15 protein-coding genes are annotated in these 16480 nt (G+C 66.7%); 8 read left to right on the top strand and 7 right to left on the bottom strand.

Going from position 1 to position 16480, the window contains the following annotated elements:
• Together C493_RS02395 and C493_RS02390 are read right to left on the bottom strand one after the other, a co-directional pair.
• The coding region (locus C493_RS02395; protein ID WP_007257797.1) for a DUF4397 domain-containing protein at window positions 1-317 on the bottom strand (317 nt) is incomplete at its 3' end.
• Between the two features lie 524 nt (window positions 318-841).
• Window positions 842-2245 carry a geranylgeranyl reductase family protein gene (locus C493_RS02390; protein ID WP_007257796.1) on the bottom strand — a complete coding sequence of 468 codons (1404 nt, stop codon included), beginning with the start codon at window positions 2243-2245 and terminating at the stop codon, window positions 842-844.
• Between the two features lie 213 nt (window positions 2246-2458).
• On the opposite strand from C493_RS02390, the gene C493_RS02385 reads away from it, so the two are divergent.
• Entirely contained in the window at window positions 2459-2794 is a 336-nt protein-coding gene (locus C493_RS02385; RefSeq protein ID WP_007257795.1) for a 2Fe-2S iron-sulfur cluster-binding protein, read from the top strand.
• Between the two features lie 40 nt (window positions 2795-2834).
• Here the strand turns inward: C493_RS02385 and C493_RS02380 are convergent, their stop codons facing one another.
• The 3 genes from C493_RS02380 to C493_RS02370 all read right to left on the bottom strand — a co-directional run bounded on the left by C493_RS02380 (window position 2835) and on the right by C493_RS02370 (window position 6602).
• Window positions 2835-3584, bottom strand: coding sequence for a pirin family protein (locus C493_RS02380; RefSeq protein WP_007257794.1), 750 nt, complete (start codon window positions 3582-3584; stop codon window positions 2835-2837).
• A 186-nt stretch (window positions 3585-3770) separates the two neighbouring features.
• Window positions 3771-4943 carry a cell division protein FtsZ gene (gene ftsZ / locus C493_RS02375; protein ID WP_007257793.1) on the bottom strand — a complete coding sequence of 391 codons (1173 nt, stop codon included), beginning with the start codon at window positions 4941-4943 and terminating at the stop codon, window positions 3771-3773.
• A gap of 198 nt (window positions 4944-5141) precedes the next feature.
• Window positions 5142-6602 (bottom strand): D-aminoacyl-tRNA deacylase, encoded by a 1461-nt coding sequence (locus C493_RS02370; RefSeq protein WP_049889091.1) that lies wholly within the window; start codon window positions 6600-6602, stop codon window positions 5142-5144.
• 308 nt (window positions 6603-6910) lie between these two features.
• Here C493_RS02370 and C493_RS02365 point away from each other — a divergent pair, with 308 nt between their 5' ends.
• Together C493_RS02365 and C493_RS02360 are read left to right on the top strand one after the other, a co-directional pair.
• Window positions 6911-9406, top strand: a complete 2496-nt coding sequence (locus C493_RS02365) for a PAS domain S-box protein (protein WP_007257791.1) — start codon at window positions 6911-6913, stop codon at window positions 9404-9406.
• 93 nt (window positions 9407-9499) lie between these two features.
• A complete protein-coding gene (locus C493_RS02360) occupies window positions 9500-10783 on the top strand; it encodes a DUF7344 domain-containing protein (protein WP_007257790.1) in 1284 nt (427 codons plus the stop codon).
• Between the two features lie 211 nt (window positions 10784-10994).
• On the opposite strand, the gene C493_RS02350 is transcribed toward C493_RS02360, so the two are convergent.
• Window positions 10995-11939, bottom strand: coding sequence for a calcium/sodium antiporter (locus C493_RS02350; protein WP_007257788.1), 945 nt, complete (start codon window positions 11937-11939; stop codon window positions 10995-10997).
• A 143-nt stretch (window positions 11940-12082) separates the two neighbouring features.
• Window positions 12083-12499 (bottom strand): universal stress protein, encoded by a 417-nt coding sequence (locus C493_RS02345; RefSeq protein ID WP_007257787.1) that lies wholly within the window; start codon window positions 12497-12499, stop codon window positions 12083-12085.
• Between the two features lie 128 nt (window positions 12500-12627).
• Here C493_RS02345 and C493_RS02340 point away from each other — a divergent pair, with 128 nt between their 5' ends.
• From C493_RS02340 to queC, 5 genes are all read left to right on the top strand, one after another.
• A complete protein-coding gene (locus tag C493_RS02340) occupies window positions 12628-13437 on the top strand; it encodes a shikimate dehydrogenase (RefSeq protein ID WP_007257786.1) in 810 nt (269 codons plus the stop codon).
• Between the two features lie 279 nt (window positions 13438-13716).
• On the top strand, window positions 13717-14073 hold the full coding sequence (locus C493_RS02335; RefSeq protein ID WP_007257785.1) for a winged helix-turn-helix domain-containing protein: 357 nt from the start codon (window positions 13717-13719) through the stop codon (window positions 14071-14073).
• Window positions 14074-14333: 260 nt separating this feature from the next.
• The gene (locus tag C493_RS02330; RefSeq protein ID WP_007257784.1) at window positions 14334-14822 is read left to right on the top strand and encodes a 6-pyruvoyl trahydropterin synthase family protein; all 489 of its coding nucleotides are present in this window, start codon (window positions 14334-14336) and stop codon (window positions 14820-14822) included.
• On the top strand, window positions 14822-15637 hold the full coding sequence (locus C493_RS02325; protein WP_007257783.1) for a 7-carboxy-7-deazaguanine synthase QueE: 816 nt from the start codon (window positions 14822-14824) through the stop codon (window positions 15635-15637). Before C493_RS02330 ends, C493_RS02325 begins: the two co-directional genes overlap by 1 nt.
• 74 nt (window positions 15638-15711) lie before the next feature.
• Complete coding sequence (queC, locus tag C493_RS02320) at window positions 15712-16473, top strand: 7-cyano-7-deazaguanine synthase QueC (RefSeq protein ID WP_007257782.1); 762 nt, start codon at window positions 15712-15714, stop codon at window positions 16471-16473.
• The last annotated feature ends 7 nt before the right edge of the window (window positions 16474-16480 follow it).

Here is a 16480-nt window from a genome sequence, read left to right as displayed (position 1 = left end):
TTGCCAGCCCGCTCAGAGATGTGTATAAGAGACAGGTAGGGGACGTCCTCGAGGGTGGGTTCGCCGTCGATCCAGACGTCGACGTTCGGCGCGTCGGGCGAGAGGTGGGCGACGCGAACGCCAGCCATATCGTCCATTCCGTTTCGGTCGTCATCGGCGTAGTCGTCGTACTCGCCGTTTTCGTCGTGCTCGTCGCCGTTTGGTTCGCTGACGGTATCGTCGTCACCGTCGTCGCCGCTCAAACAACCGGCGACCGTGATGACGCCCGCGGTTCCGATCAGTGACAGTGCATGTCTGCGTGAGTGTTTCTCTACCATCACGACACGATACCCGTTCGACAGGATTGACGAGACTCCCTAACCATGCAGCTCTCCCGCCGGTACAGGTGCTGACTCGAGCGTTTCCGGTTAGTTCGGCCCCAGTCGCGTTGGACGTGTCGGTGACGTCTCCCTCGTGTGCGACGAACGACCTCCAACGCGGTGTAAACGATACCGATACCGAGACTCGTGAGAGGGACGTACATCAAGGCCTGCACGAAACGGTTGCCGTCTTTGACCCGCGCCTGGATCATTCGCCCGAATGTCGTCAGTTCCACTCCCGCTACGAGGAACGCTCCCGAAACGAAGCCGGCTCCGACGACCCACGTTCGCTCTCCGATTACGGACGTGAATCCGGTGTATCCGCCGGAAAACGAGATCGACACGACGACACCGAACGCTCCAACGAGGAGCCACTCAACCTAATTCCGAGCCGTAGTCGCCATCGTCGAATCCAATCGGCGGCGATCGCTCGCTCGCAAGTTGATTCGGTGCGGTGTCGACGTTCCGTCGGGAACGCTCGATCAGTACTTCGGCTCCGCGCCGGTCGTCTCGTAGACCGACTCCATTACCTCGTCGCGGCGCTCCTGCCAGTGCTCGAGCGCGCCGGGGTGGTGGGGGTAGGCCTCGTATAGCTCGAGCAGTTCGTCGGCGCGGCGTTTGGTCTGGTAGAGGTTCCAGATGGTGTCCCAGTGGCCGCGGCTGTTGAGCAGGCTCTCGGCGGCGAGTTTCGGACCGACGCTCGTGCTGCCGGAGTACAGCGCCTCAGCGAGTTTCTCGCCGGGCATCGCGGCGAGCAGCCCCATCAGGTCGTCGACGTCGACGGCCGTCGACAGGATGTTGTAGACGTCTAAGGCGGCGTAGCGCGCGCCGAAGTGATCCATGACGCGCTCGTTGTACTCCCAGAGGGTCTTCTCGCTGACGTCGCCGGTCTCGAGGCCCTCGACGGCGGCCTCGGCGGCGTACTTGCCGGCGTAGGCGGCGCCCGCGATGCCGCCGCCGGTGGTCGGGTTGACGTGGCCCGCGGCGTCGCCGACGGCCATGTAGCCGGGGTGGACGGCCGAGTCGTAGGGTCGCCGGGTCGGGAGGGCCGCGCCGAGTTTGTCATCGACCTCGGCACCGGCGAACTCCGCGCGGTTCTCGAGGTCGCGTTTGAGGTCCTCGACGAGCTGCATCGGCTCCTCGGTCATCTGGAAGCCCAGGCCGGCGTTGATCTCGGTGTCGGTCCGCGGGAAGTACCAGAGGTAGCCCGCGGCGCGCTCGGTCGGCTTGAAGACGAGGGCATCGTCCCACTCGACGGGCTCCTCGACGTGGACGATTTCGCGGTAGGCCGAACAGAAGTGGGTGTAGTTGACGTTCGTGTCGAACGTCGACCCCGAGAAGTCGACGTGGTCCTGCAGCACCGACAGCGAGCCGGCGGCGTCGATGACGAGGTCGGCGTCGTAGCGCCGGGGGTCGCCCCGTCGGATCGCCTCGACGCCTGTAACGCGGCCGTCGTCGTCCTGAGTGACGTTCTGGACGACGGTGTCGTAGTGAATTTCGGCGCCCGCGTTTTCCGCGCCCTCGATGATCAGTTGGCCGTACTCGTGGCGGTCGATGACGGCCAGTTCGCCGGGAACGGGGATCTCGAGGACGGTGTCCTCCTGGGGGATCTCGAAGCGACCGTGGTCGACGCCCGTGTTCGTAAACGCGGGTTCGATCTGCGCTTTCGGGATCGAATCGGGGAAGGCGTCGGCGCCTTTCAGCGCGTCTCCGCAGGCGATGTGGCCCGCTTCTTCCTCGGACTTGCGCTCGATGATGACGACGTCGTAGCCCTCGCGGGCGACGGTCGCTGCGGCGTAACATCCGGCGGTGCCGGCGCCGACGACGACCACGTCCGGTGAGTGAGTCTCGGACGCGGCGGCCGCCGACTGCTCCTGCGTACTCATACGAAGACAGTCCACACCACGGGAAGAAAACGTTTTTCGTGTTATCTGTCGGACGTGCAGGGCGACGATCGGGATCTGCCAGCGCGACACCGACGGGAAGCGCGCTCGAGACGGTCACGATCGGGATGATAGGTTTCCCCGACCGAGTTTCGTCGCCGCTGTCAGGACAGATAGGCATAAAGAGTTTTGGTGGGGTCGTCCGTAGCGAGCCCTATGACGGAGTACACGGTCGAATTCGTCGGTACGGGTGAGACGATCACCTGCACCGACAAGGAGACGATCCTCAGCCGGTGTCTCGAGGAGGGTATCGCCCAGGAGTACTCGTGTCGCGTGGGGATGTGTCTGGCCTGCTCGGCGGAGATTCTCGAGGGCGAGGTCACCCAGCCCGCGGCGCGGGGCTTCACCGAGGAAGAAGCCGAGAACTACGCGCTGACCTGCATGGCGCGGCCCCAGTCGGATCTCAAACTCGACCGCGGCAAGTACCCGCCGAGCATCGAGGGCGACGCGGCGGCCGGCGAACCGGGCGGCGCGGCGACGGCCGACGACTGAGGACGCAGACTCGAGCGACCGCTCACTCGAAATACCTATCTTACAGGACGAACGGCCCGCGCTGGCGGATCGGTTCGCCGTGCGGGCGGCCGGAAACGGAGACGACGCGGAGCCCGTCGGCGGTTCGGACGTCGACGGAACGGGCGTCCGTGACCGACAGCACGTCACCCTCGCCGAACGCTGCGCCGTCGACGGTTCCCGATCCCGAGACACCGTAACAGAAGCCCGACCAGCCCTCGGGGATCGGCCACGTCCACGAGCCGTCGACCTCGGCGTCCAGATACTCCATCGTCGCGTGGGTCTCGAGCGGCGATCCCTCGCCGACGACGGTCGTGATCGTCGCGCCCTCCCGGTCGGTCGTCGGCAGTTCGTCGGCGGCCGCGTCGGCGTAGTCCGGTTCGATCTCCTTCTCGTCGCGCGCGAGGTTCACCCAGAGCTGGAGACCGCTACAGCCCGCGCCGTCGGCGGGGAACTCCGAGTGGCGGATCCCCTCGCCGGCCGTAACGTGCATCGCACTCCCCTCGGTTGCGGTGTGGGAGACGCCCAGCGAGTCCTCGTGGGCCATCCCGCCCTCGAGCATGTAGGAGACGATCTCGAAGCCGCGGTGGGCGTGCATCGGAAAGCCGTCGTCGGGCTCGATGTAGAACCGCTCGAAGAGGACGAACGGGTCGAGATGCGAGGGATGGGCGTTCGTCGGGAACGCGCGAGTCGAGGTGACGCCGGTTCCGTGGCGGACTGGTTCGCCCGCGACCGGGCCGCTCGAGTCGCCCGCCGAGTCGGTCGGGTGCATACGGTGACTCGGGACGCCGGTCCCAAAAGGGTCGCGCACGCGGCGCGTTCGCGCCGATCCGGACTTCGAGAGCGCCGCCGGCGACTCTGTCGACGGTGCCGCGGCTCCGCGGGTGACAGTAACTGGTGAAAACGATGGACTCCTCCCGATCCGCCCCCCTCCGACGGATCCCGCGGTCGACCGCGATCAGTCGACGAAGTCGATGTCGTCGCCCTGCCCCGGCGTCTCGGGCTGGACGGCGGCTTCGCCGTCCGGGCGGCCGTAGATCTGCGGTGACTCGACGCCAGTGACGACGATCATGGTCCGCATGCTGCCCTCGAGGGACTCGTCGATGGAGGTCCCCCAGATGATGCGCGCGTCGGGATCGATCCGGTCGTAGATCTCCTCGACGACGCCTTCGGCCTCCTCGATGGCCATGTCGTTGCCGCCGGTGACGTTGACGAGGGCGGAACTCGCCCCGGAGATGTCGACGTCGAGCAGCGGCGACCGCAGCGCGGTCTTGACCGAGTCTTCGGCTTTCGCTTCGGAGTCGGACTCGCCAAGGCCGATCATGGCGACGCCGCCCCGTTCCATGACGGTTCGGACGTCGGCGAAGTCCAGGTTGACGAGGCCGGGTTTCGTGATCAGTTCCGTGATTCCCTTGACCGAACGCATCAACACCTCGTCGCTGACCTTGAACGCCTGGCGGACGGGCAGTTTGCCCACGGAGTCGAGCAGGCGGTCGTTGGGAACGACGATGACGGTGTCGGAGACGTCGCGAAGACGCTCGAGACCGGCCTCGGCGTTCGTCCGTCGGACCTCACCCTCCGCGGTAAAGGGCGTCGTGACGATCGAAATCGTCAGCGCGCCGGCCTCGCGGGCGGCCTTCGCGACGACGGGTGCCGAACCGGTGCCGGTACCGCCGCCGAGACCCGCCGTGACGAAGACCATATCGGAGCCGTCGATGGCGTCGTAGATGTCCTGCTGGCTCTCGAGGGCGGCTTCTTCGCCGACCTGCGGGAGCGAGCCGGCGCCGCGGCCGCCGGTCTTCTCCTCGCCCATGAGGATCTTGGTGTCGGCTTCGATCTCGACGAGGTGCTGGACGTCGGTGTTGGCGGCGACGAGTTTCGCGCCGTGGATTCCCTCCTCGTGCATGCGGTTGACGGTGTTGCCGCCGGCGCCGCCGCAGCCGACGACGGTGATGTCGGTCTGGAGGTCCTGAAGAACGTCCTCCAGTTCGTCGTCGGTCATCGTGCCGGTTCGGTTGCTCGAGTCGGCGTCGGTTACCTCTCCGCCGTTCTGTGGCGGGGCGTCGTCGGGGGCCTCCGAGGCGTCCCCGTTTTCGGCCTCGTCGATTGCGTCGTCGATAATGGAGTCCATTCTTGACCATGCCTAAAAGATGGAGCATAATTACCTTTCCCCTACACGTCAGCCGGGCGTCTGACGTCTCGTCGAGACGACCGTTTCTGCACTCGAGCAACCTGCATCTGTTTCGACGCGCGTAACGGTCGCTTGGGCCGCGACGATCGACTGCGACCGCGACGCGTTCTCACGACGTGTTACCGGCGCGACACGCGGTCACCGCGGGAACCGATCGACCTGCTGGCGGCGAACCTGCTCGGGACCGATCCGGTCGCCGTCGACCGTGACCGACTCGCCGCCGGCCAGCGCACCGAACTTCGGCCCCTCCGGAACGCCGGCCTCGCGGGCGAGCGCCGGATCGAACGCCGTTCGTTCGGCGACGATCGCGTCCGCCTCGAGGGAGACCGCGTCGTACTTCGTCTCGAGGACGGCCGCCAGATCGGCGACGATCGTTTCGCGGATCGAAGCGGCGCCGTCGCAGTCGCCGGCGGATCCGTCGGCTTCGTCGGCCTCGTCAGCCGTGCCGTCGCCGTCCGGAACGGCGACTCGCGCGCCGACGCGGCTCCCGCCGTTTTCGGTCGCGAACGCGACGCTGTGGGACGCGACGATCTCGCGGACGCGCTCGGGGTCGATCCCCTCTGCGGTATCGACCAACTCGCCCGGCAGATCGACGACGACGACCGACTCGGGGCTCGCGCTTCGGTCGCCGAACCGGACGCCGTCGTCGACGGCCCCGAGCTCGGACTCGACGGCGCCGACCAGCTCGAGCGGCCGATCGCCGACCTCGCGCAGCCAGGTCTCGCTGACGAGCCGGTAGCCGAGGTCCGCGAGCGTCTCCTCGAGAACGGGCCACTCGCCGTCGACGAGGGCGATATCGGCGTCGCTGGCCGCGAAAGCGGCCTCGAGGACGTCGCGGTGGGCCGACGGGTGGCCCATCGCCTCGAGCGCCCAGTCGGCCGCGACGTGGCCGACGGCCCACGGGGTCTCGCGGACGACGCGCTCGAAGCGCGGGGCGTAGTGGTTGCCCCCGAAGCCGACGACGTGCCGTCTCGGAATCGCCTCGCGATTCCGACGGCTCGCGGGAGCGTCGCGCTCGAGTTGTTGGCGGTGGGCCGCGACGCCTCGAAGCTCGAGGATCGCTCGGGCGACCGCCGTCGCGCCGTCCGGGTCGTCCCACTGCTCGTCGCCGCTGCCGAGTTCGGCGAACAGCGACGGGCAGCCGACGTCGGTCGGCCCGTGGTGGGTACACTCCATCCCGACGTCGTAGCCCTCGGGCGCGTGCTCGTCGAAGGCCTCGAGCAGCGCCGCGAGCGCGTTCGGACAGGCCTCGGCGACGGCGTCGTCCTCGCCGCCGAACTCGGCGGGGCCGAAGTTCCCGGTGAAGTGGCCCGTCAGGAGCGCGCCTGTGTCGCCGGAGTGTCGCGAGGCGAAGACGAGCAGATCTGGCTCGCAGTCGAAGGCCGCGACGGGCCGCTCGAGTTCGAGGTGGAACGCCTCGAACGACCGGAGTTCGACGCGGCTCGAGTCGCCCTCGAGTCGGTAGTAGGTGCCGCCGCCGTCGGCTTCGGAGCGAGCGTCGTCCTCGCAGCGGTCCCAGTCGGCGAGCTCGCGGAGCCGGTCGCAGACGTGAACCGACGCGCGGTCGGCCCGGCTCTCGACGATCGCGAGGTCGTGCATATCCGATCGAGTGTGGCGTACACCGGTAACGTCGTCGGTTTCGGGCGGCCGTCGTGAATCGGCACCCCTTTGCAGCCCCGCGGTTCTCGTTCGAACTCGAACCGGAGACTCGATTTCGATTTCGATCGAGTTGCTGGAGTGGGACATCATCGGTATAAATACGTGGCGTTGGCTACGGTCGGCTTTTCAATCCTTGTCGATTAATAGTTATCAGCCGATGGCCGCCGAGATATACGTGTCACCTGTGCAGTAATAAACAATAAGTAATAGGTGAGGCCGTCAATATATCGGAACATAAGCAAACAGATATGAACGATCCTTCGGTGGGTGAAAACGGTGGGTCGGACGCCGCGGACGTGACGAGCATCGACGAGTCGTCGACGCTTCGCCTCGATGCCGGACGGCTCGACGATTTCGTCAGCGATCAGGTGGTCTGGCTGCTCGATCGGGACGGGCTCGTTAGCATGTGGAACGACGGCGCCGCGGACCTGCTCGGCTACTCGAGCGACGAAATCGTCGGAACGCACGTACGTAAACTCTACCCGCCCGCCCGTCGTGAGACAGATCGGGCGAAACAACTCCTCGAGCGGGCCCGGAGGGAGGGGCAGGTCCAGGTCGACGGCTGGCGCTGTCGACGCGACGGGTCACGGCTCTGGGGGCGAGAAACGATCGTGCCGATCCGCGAGGACGAGATCGACGGCGGTGCCGAAGAACGCGACGTCGACCGCGACGAGCCGTCCGTCGTCGGCTACGCGTGTCTGCTCGCCGATCGGACCGACGAGTACGAGCGCAAGCTGGAACTCGACGAGGAAAAACGCCTCACCGAGAGCGTTTTCGAGTCACAGCCTGACGTCGTCTACGCGTTCGATGCGGACGGCAACTTCCTGCGGTGGAACGATCGCGTCCCCGAAGTGACCGGGTACGACGATGACGAACTCGCCGAGATGGAGCCGCTCGAGTTTATCAGCCCCGACGACCGTGACCGCGTCGCCGACGCGATCGCCTCTCTTCTCGAACGATCGGATTCGGGTGCAGGTGCGGACGCGGACGCGTACGCAACTCTCGAAGCGGATCTACTCACGAAAGACGGCGAACGGATCCCACACGAGTTCAGCAGCGGGCGACTCACCGACGACGACGGGACCGTCCTCGGCTTTACCGGCATCGCTCGCGACGTCCGCGAGCGCAGGGCTCGAGAGCGCGAACTCCGCGAGGAGAAAGCGCTCACGGAGAGCATCTTCGAGGCCCAGCCGGACATCCTGTACGCGTACACCGCCGACGGGAACCTGATCCAGTGGAACGATCGGTTCGAAGAGTTGACGACCTACGACAGCGACGACCTCGAGGGGCTGAACCCGCTCGAGTTCATCGCGCCGGGCGACCGACCGCAGATCGGCGACGCGATCGACCGCATCCTCCACGAGCGCGAACACGTCACCGCCGAAGCGCGGATCATCGCGAGCGACGGTCAGCAGATCCCCTACGAGTTCAACAGTGCTCCGATGACCGACGACGACGGGACCGTACTGGGGTTTACCGGCGTCGGCCGCGACATCAGCGATCGAAAGGCTCGAGAGCGAGAGCTCGAGCGTCTCGAGCGGCTCAACGCGACGATCAGGCGGGTCGACGAGACGATCGTCGCGGCCGAGAGCCGCGAGGAGATCGAAACGGCGATCGTCGAGGCGTTCGCGGACGCCGATCCGGCTCGCTTTGCCGCGATCGGCCGCGTCGAACCGGCGGCGGACGACGATTCCTGGGAGCTACGGGCGTCTGCGGATCTCGACGCCGAGAGCGACCCAGCGGCTGAAGCCCTGCTGGCGACGTACGTCGATCCGCCGACCGACGACGGCCGCTCGCTGCTCGAGACGGGGACCGTCGAGCGGTATCGCGACCTCCAGGAGAGCGACGTCGACGTCTGGCGCGAAGACGCCCGCGAGCGCGACTACGGCGCGGTAGCCGCCGTGCCGATCGTCGCGAGCGGCCGGACCTACGGTGCGTTCATCCTCGGCGCCGCGGAGTCGTCGGCGTTTACGGACCGCGAGGCGGAGGTCCTCCAGGAGTTCGGCGGCACGATCGGGCACGCGATCAACGCGATGGCCGTCCGTCGACTCCTCTATCAGGATACCGTCGTCGAACTCGAGTTCGAATCAACCGGGCGTCCCGGCGTCTGCGTCGACCTCTCTCGAGACGTCGACTGTCGGGTCGCACTCGAACACGTGCTCCCGCTGACCGACGAGATGTTCGTCTACTACGTCACCGTCGACGGTGCCGAACCGACGGCCGTTCGGTCGTTCGCCGCCGAATACGACTCGATCGACGAATACCGCCACATCGATAGCGACGGCGAGGAGAGCAACTGGGAGTTCGTCGTCGAAGGACCAACTATGACGGGGCTGCTCGCCGACTACGGCGCACGCCTTCGGGCACAGACCGTCGACGACGGCGTCTCGAGTACCGTCGTGCAGGCCAGTCCCGACGTCGACGTTCGCGAACTCGTCGATGCGGTTACCGCCGCATACCCCGGAACGGAACTGGCGTCGAAGCGGACCGTCGAGCGGCCGGTCGAAACCTCCGGCGACTTCCGGCAACGGGTCCAGGCGGAACTAACCGACAAGCAACAGGCCGCTCTCGAGGCCGCCTACTACGCCGGCTACTTCGACTGGCCGACGCGACGAAGCGACGCGAGCGACGTCGCCGACCGGCTCGGGATCGCCCGCCAGACGTTTCACCAGCACCTCCGGGTCGCACAGGAGAAACTCCTCACCGCGTACTTCGAATCCGGGATCGACGAGCGCCGATCGTAGCTCGTGACTGTCAGTATTCCGTCGAGGTATTCGACAGTCATACCAGAGCACGCTGGTACAGTCCTTTCGACCGCTGCGTTCGTTTAGCGGATAATGAGTTCACCCCCTGCCACTGATCGGTTAACGACGATATTCGACGTTCTCTCCGCATCGCAACGACGGTACGCACTCTCTGCGCTTCTCGATCAGGCCTCATCTCTCTCCCTGGAATCGCTCGCCACCGAAGTCGCCGTCTGGGAACATCAATCCCCGATTGTCACCGATCAACAGGCGTCTACGACGACGACGCAACTCGTCCATCGCCACCTCCCGCGACTACTCGAGGCCGACGTCGTCGAGAAATGCGACGACGAAACCGCGGACGGAGCCGACGACGGTACGCCCCGGTTTACGCTCGCCGACGACCCGCTCCTCCAGAGCGACTGGGTTCGACTGCTGCTCGAGAACCCCCGCGGCGGGGCCGGCTTCGACGCCGACACGCTCGACCGAACGCTCGAAGGACTGCGACCGGCGCGTCGGCGAGCGCTGCTTCGGATCCTCTCGAGACGGTCCGACCGAATCGCCGTCGCCGATCTCGCCGCGCTTCTGGTCGCCGAGACGACCGCCGACTGTCGACTCGTCGACGTCACCGACGAGCAGCGAACGCGAGTCCAGTGTCGACTCGTCCACGACGATCTGCCCGCGCTGGCCGACGTCGGCTTCGTCGAACACGACCGCTCGAGCGAAACGGTGTCGCTCGTTCGCGATGCACCCCAGTGGCGCATGGAGTGGCTCGCCGCGAGCCCGGTCGCCGCCGATCTCGACGTGCTCGAGCAGCGACCGCGAGGACGCGGGATCGAACGCGGGAACGAACGATGTGGCGGTTCCGACGCGGCCGCCGGGTCGTGCCGAACGATCGCGGGCGGCGAGGACGTCGTCGCCAGGGGACACGACCTCGCCGACAGCGCGACGGAAGAGCTGTTCGTCACGGTGCCGGACACGGGGATGCTCCAGCGACGCTGTCTCGAGCGCTGGCGCGCCGCCGCCGATCGCGGCGTCGACATCTACGTCGGCTCGCGGTCCGCGGAGGTTCGCGACCTCGTCGGGCAGGCGATCCCCGAGGCGACGATCTGCGAGCCCCAGTACGACTGGTTGAACTTCCCGACGGACGACGTTCACCACGGACGCGTCGTACTGGCCGATCGCGAGCGGGTGATGCTCGTCACGGTCGACGAGGGCGACGACGGACCGAACACGACGGCGATCACGGGTGCCGGCCCGACGAACGCGCTGGTCAAACTCGTCTGCGAGCACGTCGGCCCCAGATTGGATCGACTGCAGTCGCAGTACGATGACGAGCGGATCGGCGGTCAGCAGACCTCGCCGCTGCCGTTATAAGTGGCCGGTCGTTCGACCGTTCCGCCGACGACCGATTCGCTGCTTCTGCCGTGTCCGACGCACGCGAACTGGGACCGACAGCACCAGCACCGACGAGCGACTGCGACAGCACCGACGCCGCCGTCTTCGAACACCGTCTGTCGATCCGTCGGCATCGGCGAATCCGCGGACGGGTCGCGAGACTCGCCGTCGCGTCGGAACGGGCGGTCGATCACTGCACGAGAAGATAGAGAAACGCGCCGTAGCCGGCGACGAGCGCGACTCCGTCGAGGCGCGTCAGGCGCCGTCCGTACCCCATCATCGCGACGAGCGCGAGCGTGGCGACGACGAGGATCGGGAACTCGAGTCGGATCGTGCTCGGATCGATTTCGATCGGCGTGATCAGCGCGACGATTCCCAACACGGCCAGAATGTTATAGATGTTCGACCCGACGACGTTGCCGATGACGAACCCGGTCTCGCCGCGGAGCGCGCCGACGACCGACGCCGCCAGTTCGGGCAACGAGGTGCCGAACGCGAGCACCGTGAGTCCGATGAAGAGATCGGAGAAACCGAGTTCGGAGAGCAAGCCGGTACCGCCCGAGACCAGCCATCGGGAGCCGATCACCAGCGCGATCAGTCCCCCGAGCACGTACGCGACGTCTCGCGGCTGGACCCCGTCGCCCGCTCCCGGTTTCTCGACGTCCGGCGCCGGATCGACGTTGGCGTAATAGACCAGGTAAGCCGTGAAGCCGGCGAGGACGAGGAGAAAGATCGCTCCCTCGAGGCGACCGATTCGACCGTCGGCACCGAGGACGACCAGCAGGAGGGCTGCGAACACCATAAACGGGACGTGGCGTCGCATAACCGTCGAACTCACCCGGACCGGCTTGACGAGCGCGGTGAGTCCGAGCACCAGCCCGATGTTGGCAATGTTCGATCCGAGCACCGCGCCGAGGCCGACGTCGGTCGAGACGTCGAGCGCGCCGATCGTGGCGACGAACAGTTCGGGCGCCGTCGTCGCGAACGCGACCACCGTTACGCCGACGGTCACCGCGCGCAAGCCGAAACCCAGCGCGAGACGACCCGCGCCGGCGACGAGCAACTCGGCGCCGACGTAGAGCGCGCCGATGCCGGCCGCCAGCAAGGCGAGATAGAGGCCGAATCCGGAGAGCATAGCGGCGCGTACTCCGGAACGGGGTAAAAGGCGTCCGGAACCGGTCGACGAGTGCGTCGCAGGCGCTCAGCGGTCGATCGGGGGACGCGTCGCAGGCGCTCAGCGGTCGATCGGGGGACGCGTCGCAGGCGCTCAGCGAGCGGTCACCGAACGATCGTTACCGGCACGGTCGCCCGACGGGTTACCCGCTCGGCGACGCTGCCGAGCAGAATCCGCCCCGCTCCCGATCGGCCGTGGCTCCCGATGACGATGTGATCGGAGCCGTGCTCGTCCGCGAAGTCGACGATCTCGCGGGCCGGATGGCCGACGACGATCTCCGCGTTGAGTTCGCCGTCGTGATCGCTTGCGGTCTCTCCGACCTCTTCGAACAGCTCTTCGGCCGCGTTTTCGCGGATCTCGATCATGGACTCGTAGGCGTAGACGCCGCCGTCGCCGTAGGTCGCCATGTTCGGATCGATGACGTGCAACACCGTGATCGACGCGTCGGGATACTCGCTGACGGCGTGTTCGACCGCTGCTCGAGCCGGGTCCGAGTCGTCGAGTGGAACGAGAACGTTCATACCCGGACGTTCGACGGCCGCTATGATAAGTCCGGGAGGAATTCCCAGTCGACGACGACGGCCGTCGGCGTCCGACGCCGAAGTCGGAACCGATTATATCCCTCCCGCCTCGAGCGTACGGTATGGCTATGGACGTCTTCGGCCTGATCGGCAACCCCGTCGGCCACTCGCTGTCGCCGCCGATGCACGAAGCGGCCTACGACGCGCTCGAGATGGACGCGCGATACGTCACCTTCGAACCGGATCCCGACGCGATCGAGGACGCGATCGACGGCGCCGCGGCGCTCGGCGTCACCGGGCTGAACGTGACGATTCCGTTCAAGCAGGACGCCCTCGAGTGCGTCGAGGCCGACCCCCTCGCGAGCCGGATCGGCGCGGTGAACACGATCGACTTCACGGGCGAGCGACCGACGGGTCACAACACCGACGCGGGCGGCGCGTTGCGCTCCCTGCGGGACCACGACGTGGCCGTCGACGGCGAACGCGCGGTCGTCGTCGGCGCCGGCGGCGCGGGCCGGGCCATCGCGTTCGGTCTCGCGGACGCGGATGCGACGGTCGAAATCGCCAACCGAACCGAATCGACGGCACACGAACTCGCCGACGATGTTCCGGGGGCGACGGGCCACGGGCTCGAGTCCGGAACGCTCGCGGACCTGCTCGCCGACGCCGATATCCTCGTCAACGCCACGAGCGTCGGCATGGACGACGGCGACGAGACCCCGGTTCCGGCCGCGGCGCTCCACGGTGAGCTCGCCGTCCTCGACGCGGTTTACAGCCCGCTCGAGACGCGACTGCTCCGCGAGGCGGCCGACGCCGGGGCGACGACGATCGACGGGGCGTGGATGTTGCTCTACCAGGGCGTCGAGGCCTTCGAGCACTGGACGGGACGGGACGCGCCGGTCGACGCGATGAACGACGCGTTGCGCTCGAGGCTGTAGACGCCGCCGGCCGCCCGCAAAGAGCGTTCACCGGACACGGACGGCTGCACTCTCGACCGTTTTCTCGAGTTTCTCGATTTTCGAGAGAACGGGGCACTTCGCGCTCGTGACTGATTTCGACCGGGGCGAAAACGACGGACAGTGAGACGCCTCAGTTCCGCTCGTGATCGAACTCGGCGCGCGGCGTCGCGGATAGTCTTTCCTCGCCGAATTGGTATATGACAATACCAACCAATCAACCAAAAGATTCAATCCTGATAATTCAGTATAGAGTGAACGATGTCTCAGAGTCGGACGGACGGAACTGAGTCGGACCCGACGAGGGTCCTCTCAGCACTCGGAAACAAGTACAGCGCAGAGATCCTCTGTGCTGCGGGCACACCGAAATCAGCACAGGCGTTGAGCGAGGATATCGAGATCCCGATCGCGACGTGTTATCGACGGATCGAGGAACTCGTCGACGCCGGCCTCTTGACCTGCGAGGGCCGCCAGCTCTCAGCCGAGGGTCGACGCACTAACATCTACCGGCGAACCCTCGACGAACTCGACGTCGACTTCTCGAGCGAGCAGCCGACCCTCTCCCGAAAGCGTCGCACGGAGGCGAAGAACAAACTACAGGACCAACTTACGGAGTAACGGCGGTCGGTCGACCGCAGGTGGGCCGCGACCGTGGCGATCGCGGACCCGAGTCGGTCGGCCGAAAACGCGTGGCAAGCGAGCGGTGTTCGTCCTCGAGGCAGTTCACGGCGTTTTGGGAGTAGTGTCGCTTTTTGGGGGAGCTTCGAATCCGAGCAAACGATCTCTCGACCGTCGCGACGCTCCCGTATCGTCTCGCGGGTCCCGGTTCCGTAAGCCCGGTCGGCCATCCTTAAGTATTACTGGGAGAATACTCGAGTATGGTTGACTCTACCGGCAGCGCCGACGGGACGGTCGCGACCGAGCGCGACGCGGACGCCGATTCGATCGTCGGCACCGAGCGCGTCCTTCGCGTCGGTCACGACCGCCCGATTCGGATCAGCGCCGGACATCGACTTCTTCATCACGACGGCAAGTGCGCTCGGCCGCACGGGCACAACTACGAGGTCGCCGTGACGGTGGTCGGCGAACTGACAGCGGAGGGATGGGTCGCGGATAAAGGTGATATTACCTCGGTAATAGACGAGTGGGATCACATGTTCCTCCTCGAGGCGGGCGATCCGCTGATCGAGGCCTTCGAAGCCGCCGGCGACGACGACGGCGTCGTCGTCCTCGAGGAGCCGCCGACGGCGGAGGTGATGAGCGTCATCCTCGAGCGGAAACTCGAGGCCGCGCTGGGCGAGAACGTCGCGGAGGTCGTCGCCGAGGTCAACGAGACGAGCGAGCTCTGTGGCGGGGGCCGGTTCTGATGCCCGTCTCGGATCGCGTCGACGAGACGACCGTGGCGGACGCGGCCGCCGGCGGGGACGACCGACCGAGCGACGCCCTCCCGATTAACGAGCTGTTCTGCTCCCTGCAGGGCGAGGGAACGCTCGCCGGCGTGCCGTCGGTGTTCGTCCGCACCAGCGGCTGCAACCTTCGGTGCTGGTTCTGTGACTCCTATCACACCTCCTGGGAGCCGACCCACGCCCGGGTGGGTCTCGAGGAACTCCTCGAGGAGATCGACGCCTTCGACGCCGACCACGTCGTCCTCACCGGCGGCGAGCCGCTGCTCCACGAGGAGAGCGCGACGCTGCTCGAGGCCCTGGACGAGCGAGGCTATCACACCACCGTCGAGACCAACGGCACCATCGTCCGCGACGCGCAGATCGACCTGGCCTCGATCAGTCCGAAACTCGCGAGCAGCACGCCGACGCCCGAGCGCGCGCCGGACGGGGCAGACGCCGACGCCGAGATCGACGCAGGCCAGTGGGCGGAACGTCACGAGCGCGAGCGCATCGACCTCGAGGCGCTCGCCGAACTGGTCGAGCGCCACGACTACCAGCTGAAGTTCGTCGTCACCGACGGCGACGACATGCCGGAGATCCTGGAACTGCTCGCCGACCTTCGCGAGGCGGCCGCCGTTTCGATCCCCGACGAGAACGTCCTCCTGATGCCCGAGGGCGCGACCCGCGACCGACTCGCCGAGACGCGCGAGCGCGTGGCCGACCTGGCGATCGATCACGGATTTCGATACACGCCGCGGCTGCACGTCGACCTCTGGAACGACGCGCCCGAAACGTAACGGGCCGGCCGGCGTTTGACTCCGAAGTACCGACGATAACCGCACGACACCGACGATAACGCACGATTCCGACCATGACCGACGACACCACTTCGACCGACCAGTCCGCGACCGACGAACAGCCGCCGACCGCGTCCGCGACCGACGAACGCGCCGTCGTGCTCCTCTCCGGCGGGATGGACAGTGCAACCGCCGCGTACCTGGCTCGCGAGCGCGGATACGAGATCTACGCCCTCCACACCTCCTACGGCCAGCGCACCGAGGACCGCGAACTCGAGTGCGCCCGCCGGCTGGCCGACGAACTCGACGCCGCGGACTTCCTGCGGATCGAAACGGGCCACCTCTCGGCGATCGGCGCCTCGAGTCTCACCGACGACGAGTTGGCCGTCGCGGACGCCGACGTGGACAGTGACGAGATCCCGAACTCGTACGTCCCGTTCCGGAACGCGAACCTGCTCGCGATGGCGGTCTCCTACGCGGAGGCCAACGACTGCGGGGCCGTCTTCATCGGCGCCCACAGCGAGGACTTCTCGGGCTATCCCGACTGTCGACCCGCGTTCTTCGAGGCCTTCGAGCGGGTGGTCGACGTCGGCACGAAACCCGAGACCGAGATCGCGATCGAGGCGCCGTTCGTCGAGTTCTCGAAGACCGAGATCGCCGAACGCGGTGTGGACCTCGAGGTCCCCTACGAACACACCTGGAGCTGTTATCGCGACGACGAACCAGCCTGTGGCACCTGCGACGCGTGTGCGTTCCGACTGCAGGCGTTCCAGAATATCGGCGTTCGCGATCCGATCGAGTACGCCGAGCGGCCGTCGTACGCCGACGCCGAGTAGGGGCCGC

Source organism: Natronolimnohabitans innermongolicus JCM 12255, from assembly GCF_000337215.1.
Lineage (GTDB): Archaea > Halobacteriota > Halobacteria > Halobacteriales > Natrialbaceae > Natronolimnohabitans > Natronolimnohabitans innermongolicus.
This window is presented reverse-complemented; position numbering and strand designations above follow the sequence as displayed.